The sequence below is a fragment of the Rhizobium sp. NZLR8 genome (assembly GCF_019685025.1).
Classification (GTDB): Bacteria; Pseudomonadota; Alphaproteobacteria; order Rhizobiales; family Rhizobiaceae; genus Rhizobium.
On the sequence record NZ_JABDVY010000004.1, the window covers coordinates 208,748 to 231,061 of the forward strand.

At 61.8% G+C, this 22,314-nt stretch carries 19 protein-coding genes and 1 other RNA gene; 18 read left to right on the forward strand and 2 right to left on the reverse strand.

The features are described from left to right. Positions 1-379: 379 nt before the first annotated feature. From HJB89_RS11475 to murB, 18 genes are all read left to right on the forward strand, one after another. Positions 380-1,087 (forward strand): DnaJ family molecular chaperone, encoded by a 708-nt coding sequence (locus tag HJB89_RS11475; RefSeq protein ID WP_164011729.1) that lies wholly within the window; start codon positions 380-382, stop codon positions 1,085-1,087. Continuing rightward, the gene (locus HJB89_RS11480; RefSeq protein WP_221149894.1) at positions 1,084-1,845 is read left to right on the forward strand and encodes an N-acetylmuramoyl-L-alanine amidase; all 762 of its coding nucleotides are present in this window, start codon (positions 1,084-1,086) and stop codon (positions 1,843-1,845) included. Before HJB89_RS11475 ends, HJB89_RS11480 begins: the two co-directional genes overlap by 4 nt. A gap of 261 nt (positions 1,846-2,106) precedes the next feature. Beyond that, positions 2,107-2,634 carry a lytic transglycosylase domain-containing protein gene (locus HJB89_RS11485; protein ID WP_007630080.1) on the forward strand — a complete coding sequence of 176 codons (528 nt, stop codon included), beginning with the start codon at positions 2,107-2,109 and terminating at the stop codon, positions 2,632-2,634. Between the two features lie 117 nt (positions 2,635-2,751). After that, entirely contained in the window at positions 2,752-3,939 is a 1,188-nt protein-coding gene (locus HJB89_RS11490; RefSeq protein WP_207581138.1) for an FAD-binding oxidoreductase, read from the forward strand. A gap of 11 nt (positions 3,940-3,950) precedes the next feature. Then, entirely contained in the window at positions 3,951-5,126 is a 1,176-nt protein-coding gene (locus tag HJB89_RS11495) for an FAD-binding oxidoreductase (protein ID WP_207581137.1), read from the forward strand. Between the two features lie 53 nt (positions 5,127-5,179). Continuing rightward, an RNA gene (gene rnpB, locus HJB89_RS11500) (RNase P RNA component class A) lies at positions 5,180-5,577 on the forward strand. A 426-nt stretch (positions 5,578-6,003) separates the two neighbouring features. Continuing rightward, entirely contained in the window at positions 6,004-6,441 is a 438-nt protein-coding gene (gene mraZ, locus HJB89_RS11505) for a division/cell wall cluster transcriptional repressor MraZ (protein WP_221115800.1), read from the forward strand. A gap of 17 nt (positions 6,442-6,458) precedes the next feature. Beyond that, complete coding sequence (rsmH, locus tag HJB89_RS11510; protein ID WP_207581135.1) at positions 6,459-7,484, forward strand: 16S rRNA (cytosine(1402)-N(4))-methyltransferase RsmH; 1,026 nt, start codon at positions 6,459-6,461, stop codon at positions 7,482-7,484. Position 7,485: 1 nt separating this feature from the next. After that, positions 7,486-8,007 carry a hypothetical protein gene (locus HJB89_RS11515; RefSeq protein WP_207581134.1) on the forward strand — a complete coding sequence of 174 codons (522 nt, stop codon included), beginning with the start codon at positions 7,486-7,488 and terminating at the stop codon, positions 8,005-8,007. Further along, complete coding sequence (locus HJB89_RS11520) at positions 8,007-9,767, forward strand: penicillin-binding protein 2 (protein ID WP_164011719.1); 1,761 nt, start codon at positions 8,007-8,009, stop codon at positions 9,765-9,767. The genes HJB89_RS11515 and HJB89_RS11520 overlap by 1 nt, the downstream gene beginning before the upstream one ends. Positions 9,768-9,773: 6 nt before the next feature. Next, positions 9,774-11,294, forward strand: coding sequence for a UDP-N-acetylmuramoyl-L-alanyl-D-glutamate--2,6-diaminopimelate ligase (locus HJB89_RS11525; protein ID WP_207581133.1), 1,521 nt, complete (start codon positions 9,774-9,776; stop codon positions 11,292-11,294). After that, positions 11,291-12,724, forward strand: coding sequence for a UDP-N-acetylmuramoylalanyl-D-glutamyl-2,6-diaminopimelate--D-alanyl-D-alanine ligase (locus HJB89_RS11530; RefSeq protein WP_207581132.1), 1,434 nt, complete (start codon positions 11,291-11,293; stop codon positions 12,722-12,724). The genes HJB89_RS11525 and HJB89_RS11530 overlap by 4 nt, the downstream gene beginning before the upstream one ends. Before the next feature lie 22 nt (positions 12,725-12,746). Beyond that, entirely contained in the window at positions 12,747-13,847 is a 1,101-nt protein-coding gene (mraY, locus tag HJB89_RS11535; protein ID WP_207581131.1) for a phospho-N-acetylmuramoyl-pentapeptide-transferase, read from the forward strand. Between the two features lie 7 nt (positions 13,848-13,854). Continuing rightward, on the forward strand, positions 13,855-15,267 hold the full coding sequence (gene murD, locus HJB89_RS11540) for a UDP-N-acetylmuramoyl-L-alanine--D-glutamate ligase (RefSeq protein ID WP_207581130.1): 1,413 nt from the start codon (positions 13,855-13,857) through the stop codon (positions 15,265-15,267). Between the two features lies 1 nt (position 15,268). Further along, positions 15,269-16,423, forward strand: a complete 1,155-nt coding sequence (gene ftsW, locus HJB89_RS11545; protein ID WP_164011711.1) for a putative lipid II flippase FtsW — start codon at positions 15,269-15,271, stop codon at positions 16,421-16,423. 5 nt (positions 16,424-16,428) lie between these two features. Continuing rightward, positions 16,429-17,553 (forward strand): undecaprenyldiphospho-muramoylpentapeptide beta-N-acetylglucosaminyltransferase, encoded by a 1,125-nt coding sequence (gene murG / locus HJB89_RS11550; RefSeq protein WP_207581129.1) that lies wholly within the window; start codon positions 16,429-16,431, stop codon positions 17,551-17,553. Beyond that, positions 17,550-18,965: a UDP-N-acetylmuramate--L-alanine ligase gene (gene murC, locus HJB89_RS11555; RefSeq protein ID WP_207581128.1), complete on the forward strand. Its 1,416-nt coding sequence runs from the start codon at positions 17,550-17,552 to the stop codon at positions 18,963-18,965. The genes murG and murC overlap by 4 nt, the downstream gene beginning before the upstream one ends. Next, the gene (murB, locus tag HJB89_RS11560; protein WP_207581127.1) at positions 18,962-19,936 is read left to right on the forward strand and encodes a UDP-N-acetylmuramate dehydrogenase; all 975 of its coding nucleotides are present in this window, start codon (positions 18,962-18,964) and stop codon (positions 19,934-19,936) included. Before murC ends, murB begins: the two co-directional genes overlap by 4 nt. A gap of 3 nt (positions 19,937-19,939) precedes the next feature. Here murB and HJB89_RS11565 read toward each other — a convergent pair whose 3' ends face one another. Further along, a complete protein-coding gene (locus HJB89_RS11565; protein ID WP_221149895.1) occupies positions 19,940-20,869 on the reverse strand; it encodes an SDR family oxidoreductase in 930 nt (309 codons plus the stop codon). 113 nt (positions 20,870-20,982) lie between these two features. Next, the gene (locus tag HJB89_RS11570; RefSeq protein WP_207581125.1) at positions 20,983-22,293 is read right to left on the reverse strand and encodes an MFS transporter; all 1,311 of its coding nucleotides are present in this window, start codon (positions 22,291-22,293) and stop codon (positions 20,983-20,985) included. Positions 22,294-22,314 lie beyond the last annotated feature (21 nt).

Below are 22,314 nucleotides of genomic sequence, written 5' to 3' on the forward strand. Positions count from 1 at the left end.
GCTCATTGTTTTTATGCACGTCGCTATCCCGGAACCGCTGCACTTCCGGGCGAAATGCATGAGCGCATGGATGCGGCAGGGAAAGGAGCCTGTAAAGTAAAGAATTTACGAAAAAGCGCCTTTCTGCCGCGTAGTGACCGGAAGAACTGATATAATCGTTTCAGGCCGGTTCTGACTGCCGAGAACAGTTGTGGAAATTGCCGGCGTGGCGCGCACCGTAGCGGAAGTGCCGAGTGCACGAGAATCCTTTGCTGCGGTGCGACAATTACAAAATCGTGAAAACTGTGTTCGGCCCTACGACCAATAGCCGCCTTGCAAAGGCTACGATTCTTTGGTCAAGCTGTTTGCATATAAGCCTATAATCATGCGAGAGATTTCGATGTCCTTCTGGGAAAAACTGTTGAATGCCATTGGCAATACCGCGGGCAATGCGCTGTCTGCGGTGGTCGAGGCTATCCGAACAGTTTTCGAAGGCGATCCCGAGACCCGGCGCAAAGTGGCTTTCTCCGTGGCGATCATCGCGCTGTCAGCCAAGATGGCCAAGGCCGACGGCATCGTCAGCGAGAAGGAGGTCGAAGCCTTCCGCGAAATCTTCGAATTCCCACAGGATCAGGCAAAGAACGTCGCCAGGCTTTACAACCTTGCACGCCAGGACGTCGCTGGCTACGAGGCCTATGCCGAACGGCTCTCGACGCTCTGCGTCACCTGCGCGGCCAATTGCACCGTGCTGGAAGACGTGCTCGACGGCCTCTTCCACATCGCCAAGGCCGATGGGCTGATCCACGAGAAGGAACTGAATTTCCTCAGCCATATCGGTGAGATCTTCCAGATGAGCGAGACCCGCTTCGAGCAGATCGCCGCACGCCATGTCTCGTCCGGCCGCGATCCCTATAAGGTGCTCGGCGTCTCGCCGTCGGATGATTTCCCGACCATCCGCCGCCGCTACCATGGCCTCGTCAGCGAACATCATCCCGACCGGCTGATCTCGCGCGGCGTGCCCAAGGAATTCCACGTGATCGCCAACGAACGCATGGCGGCGCTGAATGCAGCCTATGCGGCGATCGAGAAGGAACGCCGTGCCGCATGACCTCGTTCGAGGCCGACTGCCGCAGCGCCCGCGTGCAGCCTTCGCCAAACCACGGCGAGCGGACGGACGGGCGCCGTCCAGACATGGTCCTGTTGCACTATACCGGCATGCCAACGGCAGATGGCGCGCTCGACTGGCTCTGTCGCGTCGAAAGCCAGGTTTCCAGCCACTATTTCGTGCATGAGAACGGTGAGGTGGTGCAGCTCGTACCGGAGGCGCGGCGTGCCTGGCACGCTGGAAAGAGCAGTTGGCAGGGCGAGACGGATATCAATTCGCTGTCGATCGGTATCGAGATCGCCAATGCCGGCCATCCCGGCGGGCTTCCCGATTATCCGAATGAGCAGATCACCGCGGTGACCGAATTGTGTCGCGACTGTGTCAAACGTTGGTCGATCGCGCCGGAACGGGTCCTCGGGCACTCCGATGTAGCCCCGATCCGCAAGGTTGATCCGGGCGAAAAATTCCCCTGGGCCGAACTTCACCGGGCGGGCATCGGGCACTGGGTCGAGCCGGCAACGATCACCGGCGGACGCTTCTTCCAGCGGGGTGACGCCGGCCAGCCTGTCGAAGCACTGCAGTCGATGCTGTCTCTCTATGGCTACAGCACTGAAATCACAGGTCAATTTTCCGAAAAGACGGCAGGTGACGTGGAAGCCTTCCAACGCCATTTTCGTCCCGAACGGGTGGACGGCATCGCCGATTTCTCGACAATCGATACGCTGCACCGGCTGCTGTCGGCGCTGCCGCGTTATTCCTGAGCGGAAGAGCCGGACATCAGGGCGGATTTCTCGCGACCGGCGGGAAAACCACCTCGCCACATCATTTCCCTATTATCTCCTCATTGCGATGGTCTAAGAACGCCCGCTGAACAGCGCTCGCGGCCTTTCCAAGTGTAACGATGAGCGCCAAATGAAACGATAAGAATTGCTGCGGAACACGGTCAATCCTTGATCGCGTATAACCGGATGACGGCGAGGCGCGCAGTCCTGCAATTCTATGGGTCGGAGTGAATAGACTACATGAAGAATATGATTGTTGGTGCTGCGGCATGCGTTGGCATGCTGCTGGCGGGATATAGTTTTGCCTTGGCGGGGGATGACTGGGGTGCCAGGGCCGAAACCATCTCGTTGAAAACCGTCGATCGCCAGAGCGGTTACGCCATGCCGGATTTTTCCACGAGCACTCCCTATGCCGTGCTGATCAATAAATATGCCGCCGAATACAACGTGCCCGTCGCGCTCGCCCAGGCTGTCGTGCGCGTCGAGAGCAATTTCAATCCGAATGCCCGCGGCAGCGCCGGCGAAGTCGGCCTGATGCAGATCAAGCCGGCGACGGCGCGGATGATGGGTTACTCCGGTACGAAGAAAGGCCTGTTCGATCCGGAGACCAACATCAAATACGGGATGAAATATCTGGCGGCCGCCCATCAGCTCGGTGGCGGGCAGACCTGCAACACTATCCTGAAATACAATGCCGGCCATGCCGCTACCCGCATGAACCCGGTATCCAAGACCTATTGCGGCAAGGTGCTGGCGATGCTCGATTGAGCTTCGCCAGACGGGTCGGGAGAAATTTCTTTCCGGCATTTTTGCGATATGAATCAGAACGCTCGCCGTGATATCCCCACCTGAAACGAGGTGGGCTACCTCGATACGAGGTTAGATATGGCAGTCGATTTCAGGTTCATCATCATCGGACGCGGCATGATGGGTGCCGCTGCCGCACGACACCTCTCGTCGATGGCCGACGGCATTGCATTGATCGGCCCGCGCGAGCCGGAGCAACGCAACGCCCACGAGGGGATATTTGCCAGCCATTACGACGAAGCGCGCATCACCCGCACCTTCGACGGCAATCTGGCCTGGGGAAGTTTCGCCGCCCGGGCGCTCGACCGCTACGGCGAGATCGAGGCAAGGAGCGGCATTTCCTTCTATTCGGAGGTCGGCTGCCTCTTCACCGGTCCGACGGTGAAGGATGAGCGGGACTACATCAACCGGGCGCTGACTGTCAGCCGGACGCTTGGCAGCGATATCGAGACCATCGCGCCGTCGGAACTTCGCCAACGTTTTTCCTATCTTGCCGTCGATCCTGATTTCACGGGATATTTCGAGCGCAAGCGCGCCGGGCACATCAACCCGCGGGCACTGGTGCGGGCGCAGACGAGGCTTGCCGAACAGGGCGGTGTTGCGCTGATCGAGGCAACTGCGACATCGGTGCGCGATGCCGGTTCGCATGTCGAGGTGACGGTCGGCGACAGACGCTACAGCGCCGAGCGCGTGTTGGTCGCTGCCGGCGGTTTCAGCAATTTCCATGCCCTGCTGCCGCGTCCTGTCGACACCAGAGTCCTGGCGCGCACGGTCGCCTTCTACGAGATCGGCGAGCGCGAGATGGCGACCTTCGGTGATATGCCGTCGACGATCGTGCTCGGCGACCGGGAGGAGGACCACATCTATATCCTGCCGCCGGTGCGTTATCCCGACGGCAAGACCTATCTGAAGCTCGGTGGCGACACCGAGGCACTTTCCTTCGACAGGTTGGAGGATGTCGGCGCGTGGTTCCGTTCAGACGGCAATGCTGCCGAGCGCGATAATCTCTCAGCCATCGCCCTGCAACTGATGCCGGAGCTTGCCAGCTGCCCGGTCACTTCGGCGCCCTGCGTGGCGAATTTCACACCGACCGGTTATCCCTATGCCGGATATACCCAGTCGCCGCGCATCGCGGTGCTCACCGGCGGCAATTTCGTCGCGGCCAAATCCTCCGACGAACTTGGGCGGCTGGGAGCGGTGCTTCTTACGGAAGGGCAACTTGGCGACGCGGATTTCGGCAGTGAACTCACGCCGGTCTTCGTTTGAGGAGAAATGCGATGACAATCGATTTCAAATACATCGTCGTTGGGCGCGGGCTAATGGGGGCTGCGGCGGCGCGGCATCTGGCGCGCCAAGCGGACGGTGTTGCGGTGATCGGCCCGGACGAACCTGATGATCGCAAGGCGCATCAGGGCGTTTTCGCCAGCCATTACGATGAAGGGCGCATCACCCGCACCATCGATCCTGACCGCAACTGGGCGCTGCTCGCCAACCGCTCGATCGGTCGCTATGGCGAGATCGCCCGCGACAGCGGCATCGACTTTTATCGCGAGGCCGGCTGCGTCGTTGTCGCGCTTGATCGAAGCGATTATCTCGAAAAGACCCGGCAGGCTGCCGTTTTGCTGGACGTCGAAACCAGCCTTCTCGACGCGGCCGGGCTGAAGGCCGCCTTTCCCTTCTTCGCCTTCCCCGATGGCGCCGCCGGCGTCTTCGAGGCGAGAGGGGCCGGGCATATCAGCCCGCGCAAGCTGGTGAAGGCGCAGTCGCTGCTGGCTGAAAGGGCAGGTGCTGCCGTCATTTGCGACCATGTCGTCTCGATCCGCAGCGAGGGCGGATCGGCTGTCGTCGAGACTGCAGGCGGCCGGACCTATCGCGGTGAAAAGGTGCTGCTGGCTGCGGGCGGATTTTCTATTGCCGAGAATCTGTTGCCGAAGCCCGTTGCCATGACGGTTTATGGTCGGACCGTCACGCTTTTCGAAGTGAGCGAGACCGACGCGGCGCGCCTTGCGACCATGCCGTCGCTCATTCTAAATGTGCCCGGCCTCCATATCTATCTGCTGCCGCCGATCCGCTATCCCGACGGCAAACTCTACCTGAAGATCGGCGGTGATCCCGACGATTTGGCACTCGGCGACGAGGCGGCGATGCGGGCCTGGTTCAAAACAGAAGGGCGCGACAGCGTGGGGGCACACCTCAAGCGCATCGTTGAAGGTCTCGTGCCCGACTTGGTGCCGCTCTCGATTTCGACGGCCGCCTGCGTCGTGTCGCAGACGGCGAGTGGTTACCCGATGATCGGCTATACCTCATCGCCAGAAATCGCGGTGGCGACGGGCTGTGCTGGCACGTCGGCCAAGAGTTCGGACGAAATCGGCCGGCTTGGGGCCGAGCTGCTTTTGGCAGGCGGAATCAGCGAACAAGGCTACTCCACGGATTTCACACCGCAATTTCGCTAAATAAATTTTGATTTCGGTGGCAATTGCCCTCTCTCTCGTTTATGGGAGCCCTGCCAGTTGGCTGGGCAGCCGCGCTTTATCAATGCCGAAAGGCGGTAGGGTGAGGAAAGTCCGGGCTCCACGGAAACACGGTGCCGGATAACGTCCGGCGAGGGCGACCTCAGGGAAAGTGCCACAGAAAGCAAACCGCCTGTCATGACAGGTAAGGGTGAAAGGGTGGGGTAAGAGCCCACCGCATCTCCGGCAACGGAAATGGCACGGTAAACCCCACCGGGAGCAAGACCGAATAGGGATGACGTGGCAGGCCGAAAGGCCTTCCGGCCGGTTTCCAGGCCAGCCATCCGGGTGGGTTGCGCGAGGCAGCGTGCGAGCGCTGTCCCAGAGGAATGGCTGCCACGTTCCGGTTCACGCCGGAGCCATACAGAACCCGGCTTACAGGCCAACTGGCGATTAACTTTTGTGGCGCGATCAAGCCGCAATTTCAAGAATCACTTCCAGATAAGTTGCTGAAACTGAAAGTTTTCAAGTGGATGCTCATGCAATCCGCCGGGCGAAAATTCTTTTTGCGAAAGCACGGTTGCGCGCCATCGTGAGAGGGTGATCCTAACCCTTTGTTAAACTTAACGGCTTATAAATTTTTGATCATGCGTCCACTGCAAAATGGGCGCATCCCATTGACGCCCATATGGTCCCATGCTATCCCAAATGCGCACTGCACCGGGGCAATCATCTGCCCATTCATCGCAAAGCAAAGGCGTCTTCCTTTCCGGAAGCGTCGGAGGGGTTTTTGCTCATCCGGCTTGCGAAGCTGTGTCTGATATCGGGAGTTTCGGGCGTCTTTTGGTCCGGATCCCTGCGGGAACGGATGTTTCGTGTGATGAGCCGCTTCCTTTCGAGTGCGACCAACAGGATCGATGCCAAAGGCAGGGTTTCCGTGCCTTCCGCGTTCCGTTCCGTGCTGGCGCAGCGCAATGTTCAGGAGCTCTATTGCTTCCAGGACTTTGTGTTTCCGGCGATCAGCGTCGGCGGTCCGGATCTTCTCGAAAGATTCGAACGGCGGATTGCTGCGGAGGATCCGTTTTCGCCGGATGCGAACGAGATGTCGCTTCTCATTCATGGAGGCGGGGTCTTCATGAAGCTCGACGCCGAGGGACGGCTGATGGTCACGGATTTCATTCGCGGCTTTACCGGCATCTCGGACGAAGTGACCTTCGTCGGTCGGGCGGACTATTTTCAGCTCTGGCAGCCGCAGGCTTTTGTGGCTGCGCAGGTGCAGGCACGAGGGGAGCGCAAGCTGGCGGGCAAGCGTTCCTGAAAGAACGAGGGAACGGAATGGTGGCGAATCCTGGCGGAGGTTCAACTGATGCCGGTGGCGGACCGGTTCGTCACATTCCTGTCCTTCTCGATGAAGTGCTTTCAGCGCTGGCGCCCACGCCCGGCAAGCTCATTCTCGACGGTACCTTCGGTGCGGGCGGTTACAGCTCGGCCATCCTTGCTGCCGGCGCCGAGGTGATCGCGCTCGACCGCGATCCAACGGCGATTGCCGCTGGCCAGGCAATGGTCGCCGCCCATGGTGACCGTCTCAAGCTCGTTCATTCGCAATTCTCACATCTTGCCGATCATGTGCCGCAAGGCGGACTTGACGGCGTCGTGCTCGATATCGGCGTTTCCTCCATGCAGATCGATGAGGCCGAGCGCGGTTTCTCCTTTCAGAAGAATGGACCGCTCGACATGCGCATGTCGGCGACAGGCGTTTCGGCCGCCGATGTCGTCAATCGCGCCAAAGTCGCCGATCTCATCCGCATTTTCCATTTTCTCGGCGAGGAAAGCCAGTCGCCGCGCATCGCGCATGCAATCGAGAAGCGCCGCGAGGAAAAGCCGTTCGAGACGACGCGCGATCTTGCAGGTCTCATCGAGCTCGTCACTCCACGTAAGATGAAGGACAAGATCCATCCGGCAACGCGCGTCTTCCAAGCCTTGCGCATCTTCGTCAACGATGAGCTCGCCGAACTGGCGCAGGCACTGTTTGCGGCGGAAGCAGCGCTGAAGCCGGGCGGGAGGCTCGTCGTCGTCACCTTTCATTCGCTCGAAGACCGCATCGTCAAAAAATTCTTCTCCGATCGTGCCGGCAAGGCGGCGGGGTCGCGGCATCTGCCTGTCGCGCATGAGCGGGCGGCAACCTTTGCGGCGATCGGCAAGCCGATGGTTTCGGCAAGCGATGCGGAGGCGGAGATCAATCCGCGCGCCCGCTCCGCCAAACTGCGCGCCGGACTGAGGACGGAGGCTGCGGCCGAGGCCGCGGATATGTCGCTCTTTGGGTTTCCCAATCTCGCCAGTCTCGGAAAGCTTGGAGGTTGACATGTTGAAAACGTTCGATCTCGTGCTCATCGGCGTCATGACGGCCACCGCCGCCGTCACCTATACGATCAAGCATCGCGCCGAATTGAAGCTCGAGGAGGTTCATCGCCTCGAAGCGGAGATCAAGCTCGAAGAGGACACCATCGACCTTCTCAAGGCCGACTGGGCGCTGCAATCGCAGCCGAACCGTCTTGAACGGTTGGTCAAGGCCTATGATGACGAATTGCAGCTGCAGCCGACGCAATCGACGGCGCTGGTGCATGCCAAAGAATTGCCGATGTTGAAGTCTGAGGTTCCGGTGCCCGACGTGACGGAGGCCAAGGCCAGCGCTAAAAGCGCGACCGAGCCCAGCGCCAAGGGCGCGACCGAGGCCAACGCCAAGAGCGTTACCGAGGCCGGCGCCAAAGGCGCGGCTCTTGCCGGGGCGACCGTCACGACGAAGGCGCGGCCTGTTCCAAAGCCCGCGCCGCGCGTCGAGCCGGAAGATGATGCAGATGAGATCGAAACGGGGTCGGTGGAATAATGTCGTTTCTTTCCCGCATCATGGTCTTGAAGAGCCAGGCGCATTTTTCTGCCGGCGTCTATAATCGGTTCGGCGGTCCTTCCCCTGCCGGCCTGGCGATCGAGGGCTCCCGCAAGAAGAAATCAGGGCAGGCTAAAAGCCGCGTCGGCCTGCTGATCCTCGGCTTCATGGGTGTCTACGTCATTATCGGCGGCCGTCTTGTCGAATATGCAATGAAGGATCAGGAGGTCGTCTCCAGCATCCTGCCGCCCGATCGGCTGATGGCCTCGCGCCCCGACATTCTCGACCGCAACGGCGAAGTGCTGGCGACCGACATCCGCACCGTCTCGCTGTTTGCCGAGCCCAACAAGATCGTCGATGCCGACGAGGCGGTCGAGAAGCTTGCGACGGTGCTGCCCGAACTCGACGTCAGGGACACCTATAAAAAGCTCTCGGCGAAGACCTCGCATTTCGCCTGGTTGCGCCGGCAGCTGACGCCGAAGCAGCAGAGCCAGATCCTGGCCCTCGGCATTCCCGGCATCGGCTTCCGGCCGGAGAAGCGCCGGTTCTATCCGGGCGGCTCTACCGCCGCGCACATCCTCGGCTACGTTAACATCGACAATCGTGGCGTTGCCGGGATGGAGAAATATATCGACGACCAGGGGCTCGCCGACCTCGCCTCGGTCGGCATGACCAGCGACCAGCCTCTCGAGCCGGTGCGGCTTTCGATCGACCTGCGCGTCCAGAACATCGTCCGGGACGCGGTCGTCAACGCCGTCAACAACTTCCAGTCCAAGGGCGCCGGTGCCGCTGTTATCGACGTGCATACCGGGGAAGTGCTGGCGATGGCCTCGGCGCCGGATTTCGATCCGAACGATCCGCAGCAAGGGGCCAAGGAGGGTTGGCTCAACCGGATGACCAACGGCACCTTCGAAATGGGATCGACTTTCAAGACCTTTTCGCTGGCGATGGCGCTCGACAGCGGCAAGGTCAAGATGACCGACAGTTTCGATGCCAGCAAATCGATCTATATCGGCGGCTTCACCATCCACGATTTCCATGGGCAGCGCCGCTGGCTGACCGTGCCTGAGATTTTCCAGTATTCGTCGAATATCGGCACGGCGCGCGTCATCGACATTGTCGGCATCGACGCGCAGAAGGATTATCTGACCAAGTTCGGCCTCTTGACGAAGATGCAGACCGAACTGCCTGAGGTGAAGATGCCGAGCCAGCCGCGCGTCTGGAAGAAGATCAATTCTATCACGATTTCCTTCGGCCATGGCGTCTCGACGACGGCGCTGCAGACAGGCGTGGCGGCGGCCGCCCTCGTTAACGGCGGCAAGCTGATCGAGCCGACATTCCTGCCGCGCAGCCGCGAACAGGCCGATGAGATCGCCACGCAGGTGATCAAGAAGACGACCAGCGACGAGATCCGCTATCTCCTCGATTTCAACGGATACAAGGGATCGGGCCGCGTCGCCCGCGTGCCGGGCTTTGCCGTCGGCAGCAAGACCGGCACGGCCGACAAGGTGGTGAACGGTCGTTATTCGGCGACGCTGAACTTCAATTCCTTCATTGCCGCATTCCCGATCAACGATCCGAGATATGCCGTGATCACCTTCTGCGATGAGCCGAAAACCGGCGAGAAGGCCTATGGCGGAACGATCTCCGCCGGTACCGCAGGCCCGATCGCCCGCGAGATCATCAGCCGTGCGGCCCCCATTCTCGGCATCGAGCCGAAATTCGGGGAGGGCGGATCGGCCTTGCTGGTGTCTTATTGAGTGTGAATGAATATCGGCGCCGATTCGCGAGGGGTGAACCGGTTTCAAGAGAGAAAAGTGCATTCGATGAAATTGCGAGACCTGGCCGGAGATCAGTTTCCGGAACTTGAAGCACAGCTCGAAGGCCCGGCAGGCTTGCTTGACATCTCAGGCCTGTCTTCGGACAGCCGCCATGTGGCGCCGGGCAATGCCTTCGTCGCGGTTGCCGGCACCAAGGCGGACGGCGCGGGCTTCATCGCGGATGCCGCCGGCCGGGGCGCTGCCGTCGCGATCGCCTCCCAAGCCATCGATGCCTCCATCCCGGTGCTTGCGGTCAAAGAGCCTCGCCGTTTCCTTTCGATCGCCGCTTCGCGCTTCTTCGCCAGGCAGCCCGAGACCATAGTCGCCGTCACCGGCACGGCGGGCAAAACTTCCGTCGCCTCCTTCACACGGCAGATCTGGGCGCATGCAGGTCATGCTGCGGCAATGATCGGCACGACCGGCGTCGTCTCGCCGACGCGCAACGAATATGGTTCGCTGACGACGCCCGATCCGGTGTCGCTGCACAAGCTCTTGGCCGAACTTGCCGATGAAGGTGTCACGCATGCGGCGATGGAGGCTTCCAGCCACGGCCTCAACCAATGCCGGCTCGACGGCGCTAGGCTTGCGGCGGCCGCCTTCACCAATCTCGGCCGCGACCACATGGATTATCATCCGACCGTTGAAGAATATATGGCCGCCAAGATGCGGCTTTTCGATGTGCTGCTGCCGAAGGGGTCGCCGGCGGTGATCTTCGCCGATGATCTGTGGTCGGCGCAGGCGATCAAGGCTGCGACCGATGCCGGTCACGACGTCCGCACTGTCGGGCGCAAGGGCGATTACCTCGCCTTGAAACGCGTCGAGCACTTCCGCCACAAGCAGACCGCCGAGATCCATATCGACGGCGAGATCTTCGAGGTGGACATTCCGCTGGCCGGCGATTTTCAGGTCGCCAACGCCCTGGTCGCGGCCGGGCTTGCCATGTCGACCGGCGTTGCGGCGAAGGTTGCGATGGCCGCGCTCGAAAAACTCATCGGTGCGTCCGGCCGTCTCGAACTGGTCGGCCATACGAAAGATGGCGCGCTCGCCTATGTCGACTACGCCCACAAGCCGGATGCGCTGGAAAACGTGCTAGGCTCGGTCAGACCCTTCACCACGGGCCGCGTCGTCGTTGTCTTCGGCTGTGGCGGCGACCGTGATCGCGGCAAACGGCCGATCATGGGCGAAATCGCCTGCCGACTTGCCGACGTCGTCATCGTCACCGACGATAATCCGCGCTCGGAGGAGCCGGCCTCGATTCGGGCGGAGATCATGGCGGCAGCACCCGGCGCCTCGGAAATCGCCGATCGCGCCACGGCGATCCGCGAGGCGGTTGGCATGTTGAGATCCGGCGATACGCTGATCGTCGCCGGCAAGGGGCATGAGGAAGGGCAGACGATCGGCAGCGTTACCCTGCCGTTTTCCGATCATGCGGAGGTGCGCAAGGCCTTGGAGGAACCGCAATCTTGAGCTGGCTCTGGACGACCGAAGATATGATCGCAGCAATGGCGGGGCGCCCCTTCGGCACTCCGCCCGAAGGCATCACCGGCATTTCCATCGACAGCCGCTCGATCACTCCGGGCGAAGCCTTCTTCGCGATCAAGGGTGACCGTGTCGACGGTCATGACTACGCATCGATGGCGACGGCAAACGGCGCCTCCCTTCTTGTCGTCAGCGAGGCGAGACTTCCGGCCATGGGCCGCCTGACGGTGCCGATGATCGTCGTGGAGGACGTGCTCGCAGCACTCGGCCGGCTCGGCCTTGCTTCGCGCGAGCGCTCTAAGGCCCGGATCATCGCGGTGACGGGATCTGTGGGAAAGACGACCACCAAGGAGATGCTGCGGCACGTGCTGTCGCCCTCCGGCAAGGTGCATGCTTCCGTCGCCTCCTTCAACAATCATTGGGGTGTGCCGCTGACGCTGGCGCGCATGCCTGAGGATACGGATTACGGCGTCTTCGAAGTCGGAATGAACCATCCCGGTGAGATCCGGCCGCTGGTAGCGATGATCCGTCCCGATGTCGCCATCGTCACCACAATCGCGCCGGCGCATCTCGGCAATTTCAAGAACATCAAGGAAATCGCCGCCGCCAAAGCCGAGATCTTCGAGGGGCTCGAACCGGGCGGCCATGTCGTGCTCAACCGCGACAATGACCAGTTCAATTTCCTCGACCGCACGGCGCAGTCGCTCGGCGTCGAGCATATCCATTCCTTCGGCCAGCATGCCAAGGCCGAATTCCGGCTGGCGGAATTCAACGGCTCGGACGAGAACTCGACGCTGTGGCTGACGATCGGCGGTGAGACGCTGGAGGTCGCGATCGGCGCGCCCGGCCGCCATATCGCCGAGAATGCTCTCGCAGCGCTCGGCGTCGTCAGGATCGTCGGCGCCGACATGGAAAAGGCGATCGAAGCGCTCACGACTCTGAGGCCTGAAAAGGGCAGGGGCAAGCGCCACCGGCTTTCGGTCGGCAGCGGCCGCTTCACGCTGATCGACGAGAGCTACAATGCCAATCCGGCTTCGATGCGCGCGGCGATCGCACTGCTGGCGGCTTCCGAGCCGACCGGCGGCGGACGCCGTATCGCCGTGCTCGGCGACATGCTGGAGATGGGGGAGTATGCGCAGAAGGTTCATACCGATCTTGCCGTACCGGTGCTTGCGGCCGGCATCGAACATGTCTGGCTCGCAGGAGCAGAAATGGCTGCGCTCAAGGAATCGCTGCCGGAAAGCGTCCATGTCGAATATCGCGAGAACACTGGCGAATTGACGGATTATGTATTGAACTCGGTCGCACCAGGCGACGTGTTGATGGTGAAATCGTCTCTGGGCATCGGTTTCGGCAAGATCGTCGCCGCGCTCCTTGACAAGTTCCCGCCATTTTCCGACACGCAACGCGAACTTTGATCGGGTAAACAAGGGGCCCTGAATGCTGATCTGGCTTGTCGAACTGTCGGAATATTTCAAATTTCTGAACTTGTTCAGATATATTACCTTCCGCACAGGGGCCGCTCTGTTCACCTCGGCGCTGATCGTCTTCCTGTTCGGGCCGACGATCATCAATTCGCTGCGCATCCGCCAAGGCAAGGGCCAGCCGATCCGTGCCGACGGGCCGCAGACGCATTTCAAGAAGGCCGGCACCCCGACCATGGGCGGGCTGATGATCCTTGCCGGCATCGTCGGCGCGTCGCTGCTGTGGGCCGATCTTTCCAACGTTTATGTCGTCGCCACTTTGCTGGTGACGCTCGGCTTCGGCGCGATTGGCTTCTACGACGATTATCTCAAGGTCACGAAGCAGAGCCACATGGGCTTTTCCGGCAAGGCCCGTCTCGGCATCGAATTTGTCATCGCCGGCATTGCCGTCTATTTCATGATGCGCACCGCCCTTGCCTCGGGCATTGCCGGTTCGACCTTCGGTTCTTCGATCGCCTTTCCTTTCTTCAAGGACTTCATGATCAATATCGGCATCATGTTCGTCGTCTTCGGCGGCTTTGTCATCGTCGGCGCCGGCAATGCCGTCAACCTGACTGACGGCCTCGACGGGCTTGCCATCGTGCCTGTGATGATCGCTGCCGCCTCCTTCGGCGTCATTGCCTATCTCGCCGGCAACGTGGTGTTTGCGAACTACCTGCAGATCAATTTCGTGCCCGGCACCGGCGAGCTCGCCGTCGTCCTCGGCGCGGTCATCGGCGCCGGTCTCGGCTTTCTCTGGTTCAATGCGCCGCCGGCCGCCATCTTCATGGGCGACACCGGTTCGCTCGCACTCGGCGGCACGATCGGCACCGTTGCCGTCGCCACCAAACACGAGATCGTCATGGCGATCATCGGCGGCCTCTTCGTCATCGAGACGCTCTCGGTGATCATCCAGGTCGGCTTCTTCAAGATGACCGGCCGGCGCGTGTTCCTGATGGCGCCGATCCATCATCACTTCGAGAAGAAGGGGTGGACCGAGAGCCAGGTAGTGATCCGCTTCTGGATCATCGCCGTCGGCCTTGCCATGCTTGGCCTCTCGACGCTGAAACTGCGGTGAGCCGACGATGATCCCGGTCACGACGCTCAAGGACAGGAAGGTCGCGCTATTCGGGCTCGGCGGCTCCGGCTTTGCCACTGCGCGGGCGCTGGTCTCAGGCGGCGCCGAGGTAACCGCCTGGGACGACAATCCCGACAGCGTCGCCAAGGCTGCAGCCGAAGGCATCCGGACGGAGGACCTGCACACTATCGACTGGAGCCAGCAGGCGCTGTTCGTACTGTCGCCCGGCGTGCCGCTCACCCATCCAAAGCCGCACTGGACCGTCGATCTTGCGCGCGCCGCCGGCGTCGATATCGTTGGCGACGTCGAGCTCTTCGTGCGCGAGCGCCGCGCCCATGCGCCTGATTGCCCGTTCATTGCCATCACAGGCACCAACGGCAAGTCGACGACGACAGCATTGATCGCCCATATCCTGAAATCATCAGGCTACGATACGCAGCTCGGCGGGAATATCGGCACGGCGGTCTTGACGCTCGATCCGCCGAAGGCCGAGCGCTATTACGTCGTCGAATGCTCCTCCTATCAGATCGATCTGGCGCCGACGCTGAACCCGTCCGCCGGCATCCTGCTCAACCTGACGCCTGATCACCTCGACCGCCACGGCACGATGCAGCATTATGCCGATATCAAGGAACGGCTGGTTGCCGGCAGCGATGTCGCGATCGTCGGCGTCGACGACAGCCATTCGGCGCTGATTGCCGACCGCGTCGAGCGGGCGGATGTCAAGGTAGTCCGCATTTCGCGCCGCAGCGTAGTGGCATCAGGCATTTATGCCGAGGGAAGCAGGCTCATTCAGGCAGCCGGCGGCGCCATGCTGCCCTTCGCCGATCTCGACGGTATCCAGACGCTGCGCGGCAGCCATAATGCGCAGAACGCCGCCGCAGCTGTGGCCGCCTGCCTTGCCGTCGGAATTTCCGCTGACGACATTCGCACCGGCCTTGCCTCGTTTCCCGGCCTCAAGCATCGCATGCAGCCTGTAGGGCAGCGCGGCCGCGTCGTTTTCGTCAATGATTCCAAAGCAACCAATGCGGATGCTGCAGCGCCGGCCCTTTCGAGCTATGATCGCATCTACTGGATCGCCGGCGGCCTGCCGAAGGCTGGCGGCATTACAACACTCGCTCCCTATTTCCCGCGCATCGCCAAGGCCTATCTGATCGGCGAGGCGGCGGCGGAATTCGCTGCGACGCTCGGCGAGGCTGCGCCCTACGAGATCTCCGGCACGCTGGAGCGTGCGGTTGCGCATGCGGCAGCCGATGCCGAGCGCGACGAGAGCAGCGCTTCGGCCGTGATGTTATCCCCGGCTTGCGCAAGCTTCGATCAGTATAAGAATTTCGAAGTCAGGGGCGATGCCTTCGTCGGCCACGTCGCAGCGCTTGACGGAATTGCGATGCTGATCGGTTCGGCAACAGGAGAGAAATGACATGGTAAGCCGCGCGGAACGTGGGCCTCTGGCCGATTGGTTCTGGACCATCGACCGCTTCTTCCTGGCGATGTTCATCTTCCTGATGGGCATCGGTTTCATGCTGTCGTTCGCGGCATCTCCGGCTGTCGCCGAGCGCATCGGGCTCGAGCCTTTCCACTTCGTCAAGCGCCATGCAGCCTTCATGATCCCTTCGATCTCCGTCATGCTCGGGCTGTCGTTCCTGACGCCACGCCAGGTGCGGCGAACGGCGATCCTGCTGCTGATCATCTCGATCGCCATGATGGTGCTGGTGCTGTTCGTCGGGCAGGAGGTCAAGGGCGGCAGGCGCTGGATCTGGATCGCCGGCCTTTCGATCCAGCCGTCGGAATTCATGAAGCCGGCCTTCGTCGTGGTTTGCGCCTGGTTGTTTGCCGAACATGCGCGCCAGCCGGAGATCCCCGGCAATCTTTTCGCCATCATCCTGTTTGCCATCGTCGCCGCTCTGCTCGTCGCGCAACCCGACCTCGGCCAGACCATCCTGACGACGGCCGTCTGGGGCGGGATGTTCTTCATGGCCGGCATGCCGTGGATATGGATCATGCTGCTTGGCATCGGCGGCGCCGGCGGCCTGCTCAGCGCCTATTACGTCTTCCCGCACGTTGCGCTGCGAATAGACAAGTTCATGACCGGCGAGGGCGACACGTTCCAGATCGACACCGCGCGCGAGGCGATCATCCGCGGCAGCTGGTTCGGCCAGGGGCCAGGCGAGGGTATCGTCAAACGGATCATCCCGGATGCGCATACCGATTTCATCTTCTCGGTCGCGGCCGAGGAATTCGGCATCGTCTTCTGCATAGCGCTGGTTGCGCTGTTTACCGTGCTGGTGCTGCGCGGCCTCTCTCATGCCTACCGCGAGCGCAACGACTTCAACCGTTTCGCCGTTGCCGGCCTGGTGCTGCAGATGGGCATCCAGTCGATCATCAATATCGGCGTCAATCTCGAGCTTCTGCCGGCAAAGGGCATGACGCTGCCGCTGATTTCCTACGGCGGCTCGTCCATGGTGGCGATCTGCGTCACCGCCGGCTTCATTCTGGCGCTGACGCGCCATCGACCGGAAAAACGCGCGCAGGACCGGAGCCTTTTCCGCGTCCCGCACGGCATGCCGGCGGAGTAAAAGCCATGAGCAAAGGCATCGTGCTGCTTGCCGCCGGGGGAACCGGTGGTCATGTGTTCCCGGCGGAGGCGCTGGCCTTCAAGCTGAAGGAGCGCGGCTACGCGGTGCATCTCGTCACGGACAGCCGGGCCGAGCGTTATGCCGGCAAGTTCCCGGCAGAGGAGATCCATATCGTGCCGTCGGCGACGATCGGCTCGAAGAACCCGGTTGCTGTCGCACGCTCACTGTGGACGCTCTGGAGCGGTATGCGGGCGGCAAAGAAGCTGATCCAGCGGCTGAAGCCGGTTATCGTCGTCGGTTTCGGCGGTTATCCGACAGTGCCGCCGCTACTCGCCGCCACCCGGCTCGGTGTGCCGTCGATGATCCACGAGCAGAACGCCGTGATGGGCCGCGCCAACAAGGCCTTGGCGACACGCGTGCAGGGTATCGCCGGCGGTTTCCTGCCGGAGGGCGGCGGCGCCTTCCCGGACAAGACGGTGACGACGGGCAATCCGGTCCGCCCGGCGATCATCACCGCCGCCGAGGTGCCTTACACGCCCTCGCATCCCGACGAAGCCTTCAACCTCGTCGTTTTCGGCGGCAGCCAGGGCGCGCAATATTTCTCCAAGGCGCTGCCGACGGCGATCAGCCTGCTCGACGACACGCTTCGCGTGCGCCTGCGCATCACCCAGCAGGTGCGCCCCGAGGATATGGAAATGGTCGGCGGCTGCGTCGCCAAGCTGGAGATGGGCGCCGATATCGCCCCCTTCTTCACCGACATGGCCGAGCGGCTGGCAAGGGCGCATCTCGTCATCTGCCGTTCGGGCGCTTCGACGGTTTCGGAAATCTCCGTCATCGGCCGGCCGGCCGTGCTGGTGCCTTACCCGCACGCTCTCGATCACGACCAGGCGGCGAACGCCGCAGCACTGGCTGCGACCGGCGGGGCCAAGGTAATTGCCCAGTCGCAGCTTTCGCCGGAGAAGATCGCGGCGATCCTGACGGCTGTGATGAACGATCCGGAAAAGCTTTCGCACATGGCAGCGGCGGCGAAGCTGGCCGGGAAACCCGATGCCGCGAACTTGCTTGCCGACATGGTTGAGGCTATTGCCGCCGGACGGACAATTGCGGAATTCAAGAGGACACGCGCATGAAACTGCCGAAGGCGATCGGTCTCGTTCATTTCATCGGCATCGGCGGCATCGGCATGAGCGGCATTGCCGAGGTGCTGCACAATCTCGGCCACAAGGTGCAGGGATCTGACCAGGCCGACAGCGCCAATGTCCAGCGACTGCGCGACAAGGGCATCGAGGTGTTCGTCGGCCACCGGGCCGAAAACCTGGGCGAGGCCGAAGTCGTCGTCGTTTCGACGGCGATCAAGAAGAGCAATCCGGAACTCATCGCCGCGCGCGAAAAGCTGCTGCCGGTGGTGCGCCGCGCCGAAATGCTTGCCGAGTTGATGCGCTTCCGCAATGCGATCGCCATCGGCGGCACGCATGGCAAGACGACGACCACTTCGCTGGTCGCGACGCTGCTCGAAGCCGGCGGGCTCGACCCGACCGTGATCAACGGCGGCATCATCAACGCCTACGGGACCAATGCCCGCATGGGCGAGGGCGAGTGGATGGTGGTCGAGGCCGACGAATCGGACGGCACCTTCCTGAAGCTTCCCGCCGATGTCGCCGTCATCACCAATATCGATCCGGAACATCTCGACCATTACGGCAATTTCGATGCCGTGCGCGCCGCCTTCCGGCAGTTTGTCGAGAACGTGCCGTTCTACGGCTTCGGCGTCATGTGCCTCGACCATCCCGAGGTGCAGTCGCTGGTCGGCCGCATCGAGGATCGCAAGATCATCACCTATGGCGAGAACCCGCAGGCCGACGTGCGCTTCACGAATGTGCGCATCGACGGCACGCGGTCGATCTTCGACGTCGAAATCCGCCGCCGCCGCACCGGCCAGGTGATCGAGCTCAAGGGGCTGGTCATGCCGATGCCCGGGCGGCATAATATTTCCAACGCGACGGCGGCGATCGCTGTTGCCAACCGGCTCGGCATATCGAGCGCCGATATCGCCAAGGGGCTTGCGTCCTTCGGCGGTGTCAAGCGCCGTTTCACGCTGACCGGCGAATGGAACGGGGTGCAGGTCTTCGACGACTACGGCCACCATCCCGTCGAGATCAAGGCGGTGCTGCGCGCTGCCCGCGAATCCTGCAAGGGGCGGGTGATCGCGGTCCACCAGCCGCACCGCTATAGCCGCCTTGCGAGCCTATTCGAGGAATTCGCCGCCTGCTTCAACGACGCCGACAGCATTTTCCTCGCGCCGGTCTATGCGGCGGGCGAAGATCCGATCGCGGGTATCGATTCCGTGTCGCTGGTCTCGCGGATAAAATCCGGCGGCCATCGCGACGCCCGCTTTCTCACCTCGGCGGAGCTTCTACCGCAGATGGTTGCGGAGGTTGCAAAGCCTGGCGATTTCGTGGTTCTGTTGGGGGCTGGCAGCATCACATCCTGGGCGGCGGCGCTGCCCACGCAACTGGAAGGCCTATCGGGAAAGTCCGTATGAAACAGGTGAATGGGGAAAAGCTTCTCGCGTCTCTCGGAGACGGTGTAAAGGATATCCGCGGGCGCATCACGCCGGATGCCCCCATGGACCGCGTCACCTGGTTCAGGGCAGGCGGCCTGGCCGAGCTGATGTTCCAGCCGCATGACATCGACGATCTCGTCGCCTTCCTGAAGATACTGCCGGAAGAGGTGCCGCTGACGGTGATCGGCGTCGGCTCCAATATCCTGGTGCGTGACGGCGGCATTCCCGGCGTCGTGCTGCGCCTGTCCGCCAAGGGGTTCGGCTTTGTCGAGCTTGCCGGCGAAAACCGCATTCTTGCCGGCACCATCTGCCCCGATAAACATGTGGCCGCGATGGCGATGGATAACGGCATTGGTGGCTTTCATTTCTTCTACGGTATTCCAGGCAGCATCGGCGGCGCGGCGCGTATGAATGCTGGGGCAAACGGCGTGGAGACACGCGAGCGGCTGATCGAGGTCAACGCCGTCGACCGCAAGGGCAATAAGCATGTGCTTTCCAATGCCGAAATGGGCTATTCCTACCGGTATTCCGCAGCACCCGCCGAGCTGATCTTCACCTCGGTGCTATTCGAAGGCTATCCGGAAGAGCGCGCGCAGATCCGCGCCGAGATGGACGCCGTGCGCAATCACCGCGAGACGGTGCAGCCGGTGCGCGAAAAGACTGGCGGCTCGACCTTCAAGAACCCGAAGGGCCATTCGGCCTGGAAATTGGTCGACGAGGCCGGCTGCCGCGGCCTCGTCATCGGCGGAGCCCAGATGTCGTCGCTTCACTGCAACTTCATGATCAACATGGGGCAGGCGACCGGCTACGATCTCGAATATCTCGGCGAACAAGTGCGCCGCGAAGTCTTCGAGAAAGAGGGCATCAAGCTCGAATGGGAAATCAAGCGCCTCGGTGTCTTCATGCCCGGCCGCGAAGTGCGCCCGTTCCATGGCGTCACCAGCGAATAATTCTTACTTCACAGCGATCTTCAGACCTTCGCGTGGCGTGACGATGGGTGACCAGCCGAGCACGTCGCGGGTGTGGGATATGTCGACCTGCAGCGAACCGCAAAGACGCTGGTAGACGGCGTCTTTTCCGGTCAATCGCGCGCCCAGCTGCAACAGAGCGGGGGGGAAGGGAAGCAGCATTGGTTTGACACCCAACCCTGCGGCAATTCCCTCGATGAGCCCGGGCGTTGAGAGATCTTCTCCGTCGCCTGCGAGAAACGTCTGGCCGGCAGCGCCCTGATGCGTCATGCCCGTGATAATCAGATCGACGAGGTTCGGAAGCGCAACCAGCGTCCGGTGGTTTTTCAGTGACGCGAAGGGGAGCGGTATCTTCTTCCTGACAAGTCCGACGAGCAGCGCGAAGTTGCCCCTGGCGCGCGGCCCATAGACGAGCGGCGGTCGAATGACGACGACTTCGATGCCGGTTCGGGCGGAGATTTCATGCAGCCCGATTTCGCTTTCCAGCTTCGAAACACCATAGGGATCAAGCGGCATCGGCGTGTCGTCGTGGCGGAATGGCCGATCGTTCTCTTCACCATTGACTTTGATGCTGCTGATGAAAACGAGCCTTTTTACCCTGGCGCGTGCTGCCTGTTCGGCGAGATTCAGAGTGGCGGCGGTGTTGATCCGGCGGAATTCCGTCAGTGGATCGGCTGCGCGGTCATTCATGATATGCACGCGGGCGGCGAGATGGACGACGACGTCAACACCGTGAAGAGCTGCCGTCCAGTCAGTTTCGCTGGATATCTCGATGGGGAAATGCCGCACACCTTCCGGAAAGCTGGCGGCTGAAGATCGCGTGGTTACCTGAAGCTCGCATAGCCGCTCTCTGTGCAGTCTTTCGACGAGAGGCCCACCGACAAAGCCGGCTGCGCCGGTAATGAGGCATCGCATGATCTGTTCCCCGTTTACCTTGAGTACTCCGGTTAGCCGGAAGTGTCGACCGCATCAATAAAAAAGCCGCGACAGTGGCCGTCGCGGCTTCCGGTTCATTTGCTGTCCGAGGCTCAGACCTCTTCGCGGCCCGACAGCCGGATGCAGACCAGCGAGATCACAGCCGAGGCGGCGAGGTAGTAGCCGACATAGTCCAGGCTGTAGTGGGTGGCGAGCCGGGTGGCGATAAAAGGGGCGAGCGAGGCGCCAAAAATGCCGCCGAGGTTGAAGGTCATCGAGGCGCCGGTATAGCGGATCATGGTCGGGAAGGGGGCGGCAAGGGCCGCGCCGATCGGACCGTAGGTGAAGCCCATCAAAGCAAGGCCGATGATCGAGCAAAGGAAGGCGCCGGTCAGGCCGCTGGTCAACAGCGTCGCATAGAAGAAGCCGAAGATCGCAATGGCAATCGTCGTCAGCGTCAGGATGAGGCGGCGCGAATAGCGGTCGGAGAGCCAACCGGAAAGCGGGATGGTCAGGCCGAAAAAGACGACGCCGACAAGCTGGACGACCAGGAACTGCTCGCGGGAATAACCGAGCCCGCCCTTTTCCAAAGGTGTCGTGCCCCAGGAGAGCGTGAACACCGTCATCAGGTAGAACAGCACGAAGGTGGCGACCGCGATGAAGGTGCCGAGGATCAGACTGCGCAGATGACCGCGGAAGACGACCGCGATCGGCACGGCGACGCGTTCGTGCTTTTCGACGGCTTTGCGGAATTCCGGCGTTTCGGCGATCTTCAGGCGGACATAGAGGCCGACGGCGACCAGGGCGAGGCTGGCGATAAAGGGGATGCGCCAGCCATAGTCGAGGAAGTCCTCGTTGCTCATCGTTTCCGTCAGGATGAGGAAGAAGCCGGAGGAAAGGATGAAGCCGATCGGGGCGCCGAGCTGCGGGAACATGGCGTACCAGCTGCGCTTGCCGGGAGGAGCGTTTTCGGTGGCGAGCAGGACGGCGCCGCCCCATTCGCCGCCGAGGCCGAGGCCCTGACCGAAGCGGCAAAGCGCCAGCAGCAAGGGTGCCGCGATGCCGATCGAATCATAGCCCGGCAGCAGGCCGATCAGAACGGTCGAAAGCCCCATCGTCATCAGCGCAGCAACCAGTGTCGCCTTGCGGCCGATGCGGTCGCCGAAATGGCCGAAAATTACAGCGCCGATGGGGCGGGCGAAAAAGGCGATCGAGAAGGTGACAAGCGACTGCAGCGTTGCGGCGTTCGAATCGCTTGCCGGGAAGAAGAGATGCGGGAAGACGAGGACGGCTGCCGTCGCGTAGACGTAGAAGTCGAAGAATTCGATCGTGGTGCCGACGAGGCTGGCGATGAGAACGCGTGACGGGGAATTGACTTGCGCGCTCGAGGCAGGGGTCGGCGATGCGGAGATCGCGTCTGTCATTTTCTTTCCAATCAGTATTTC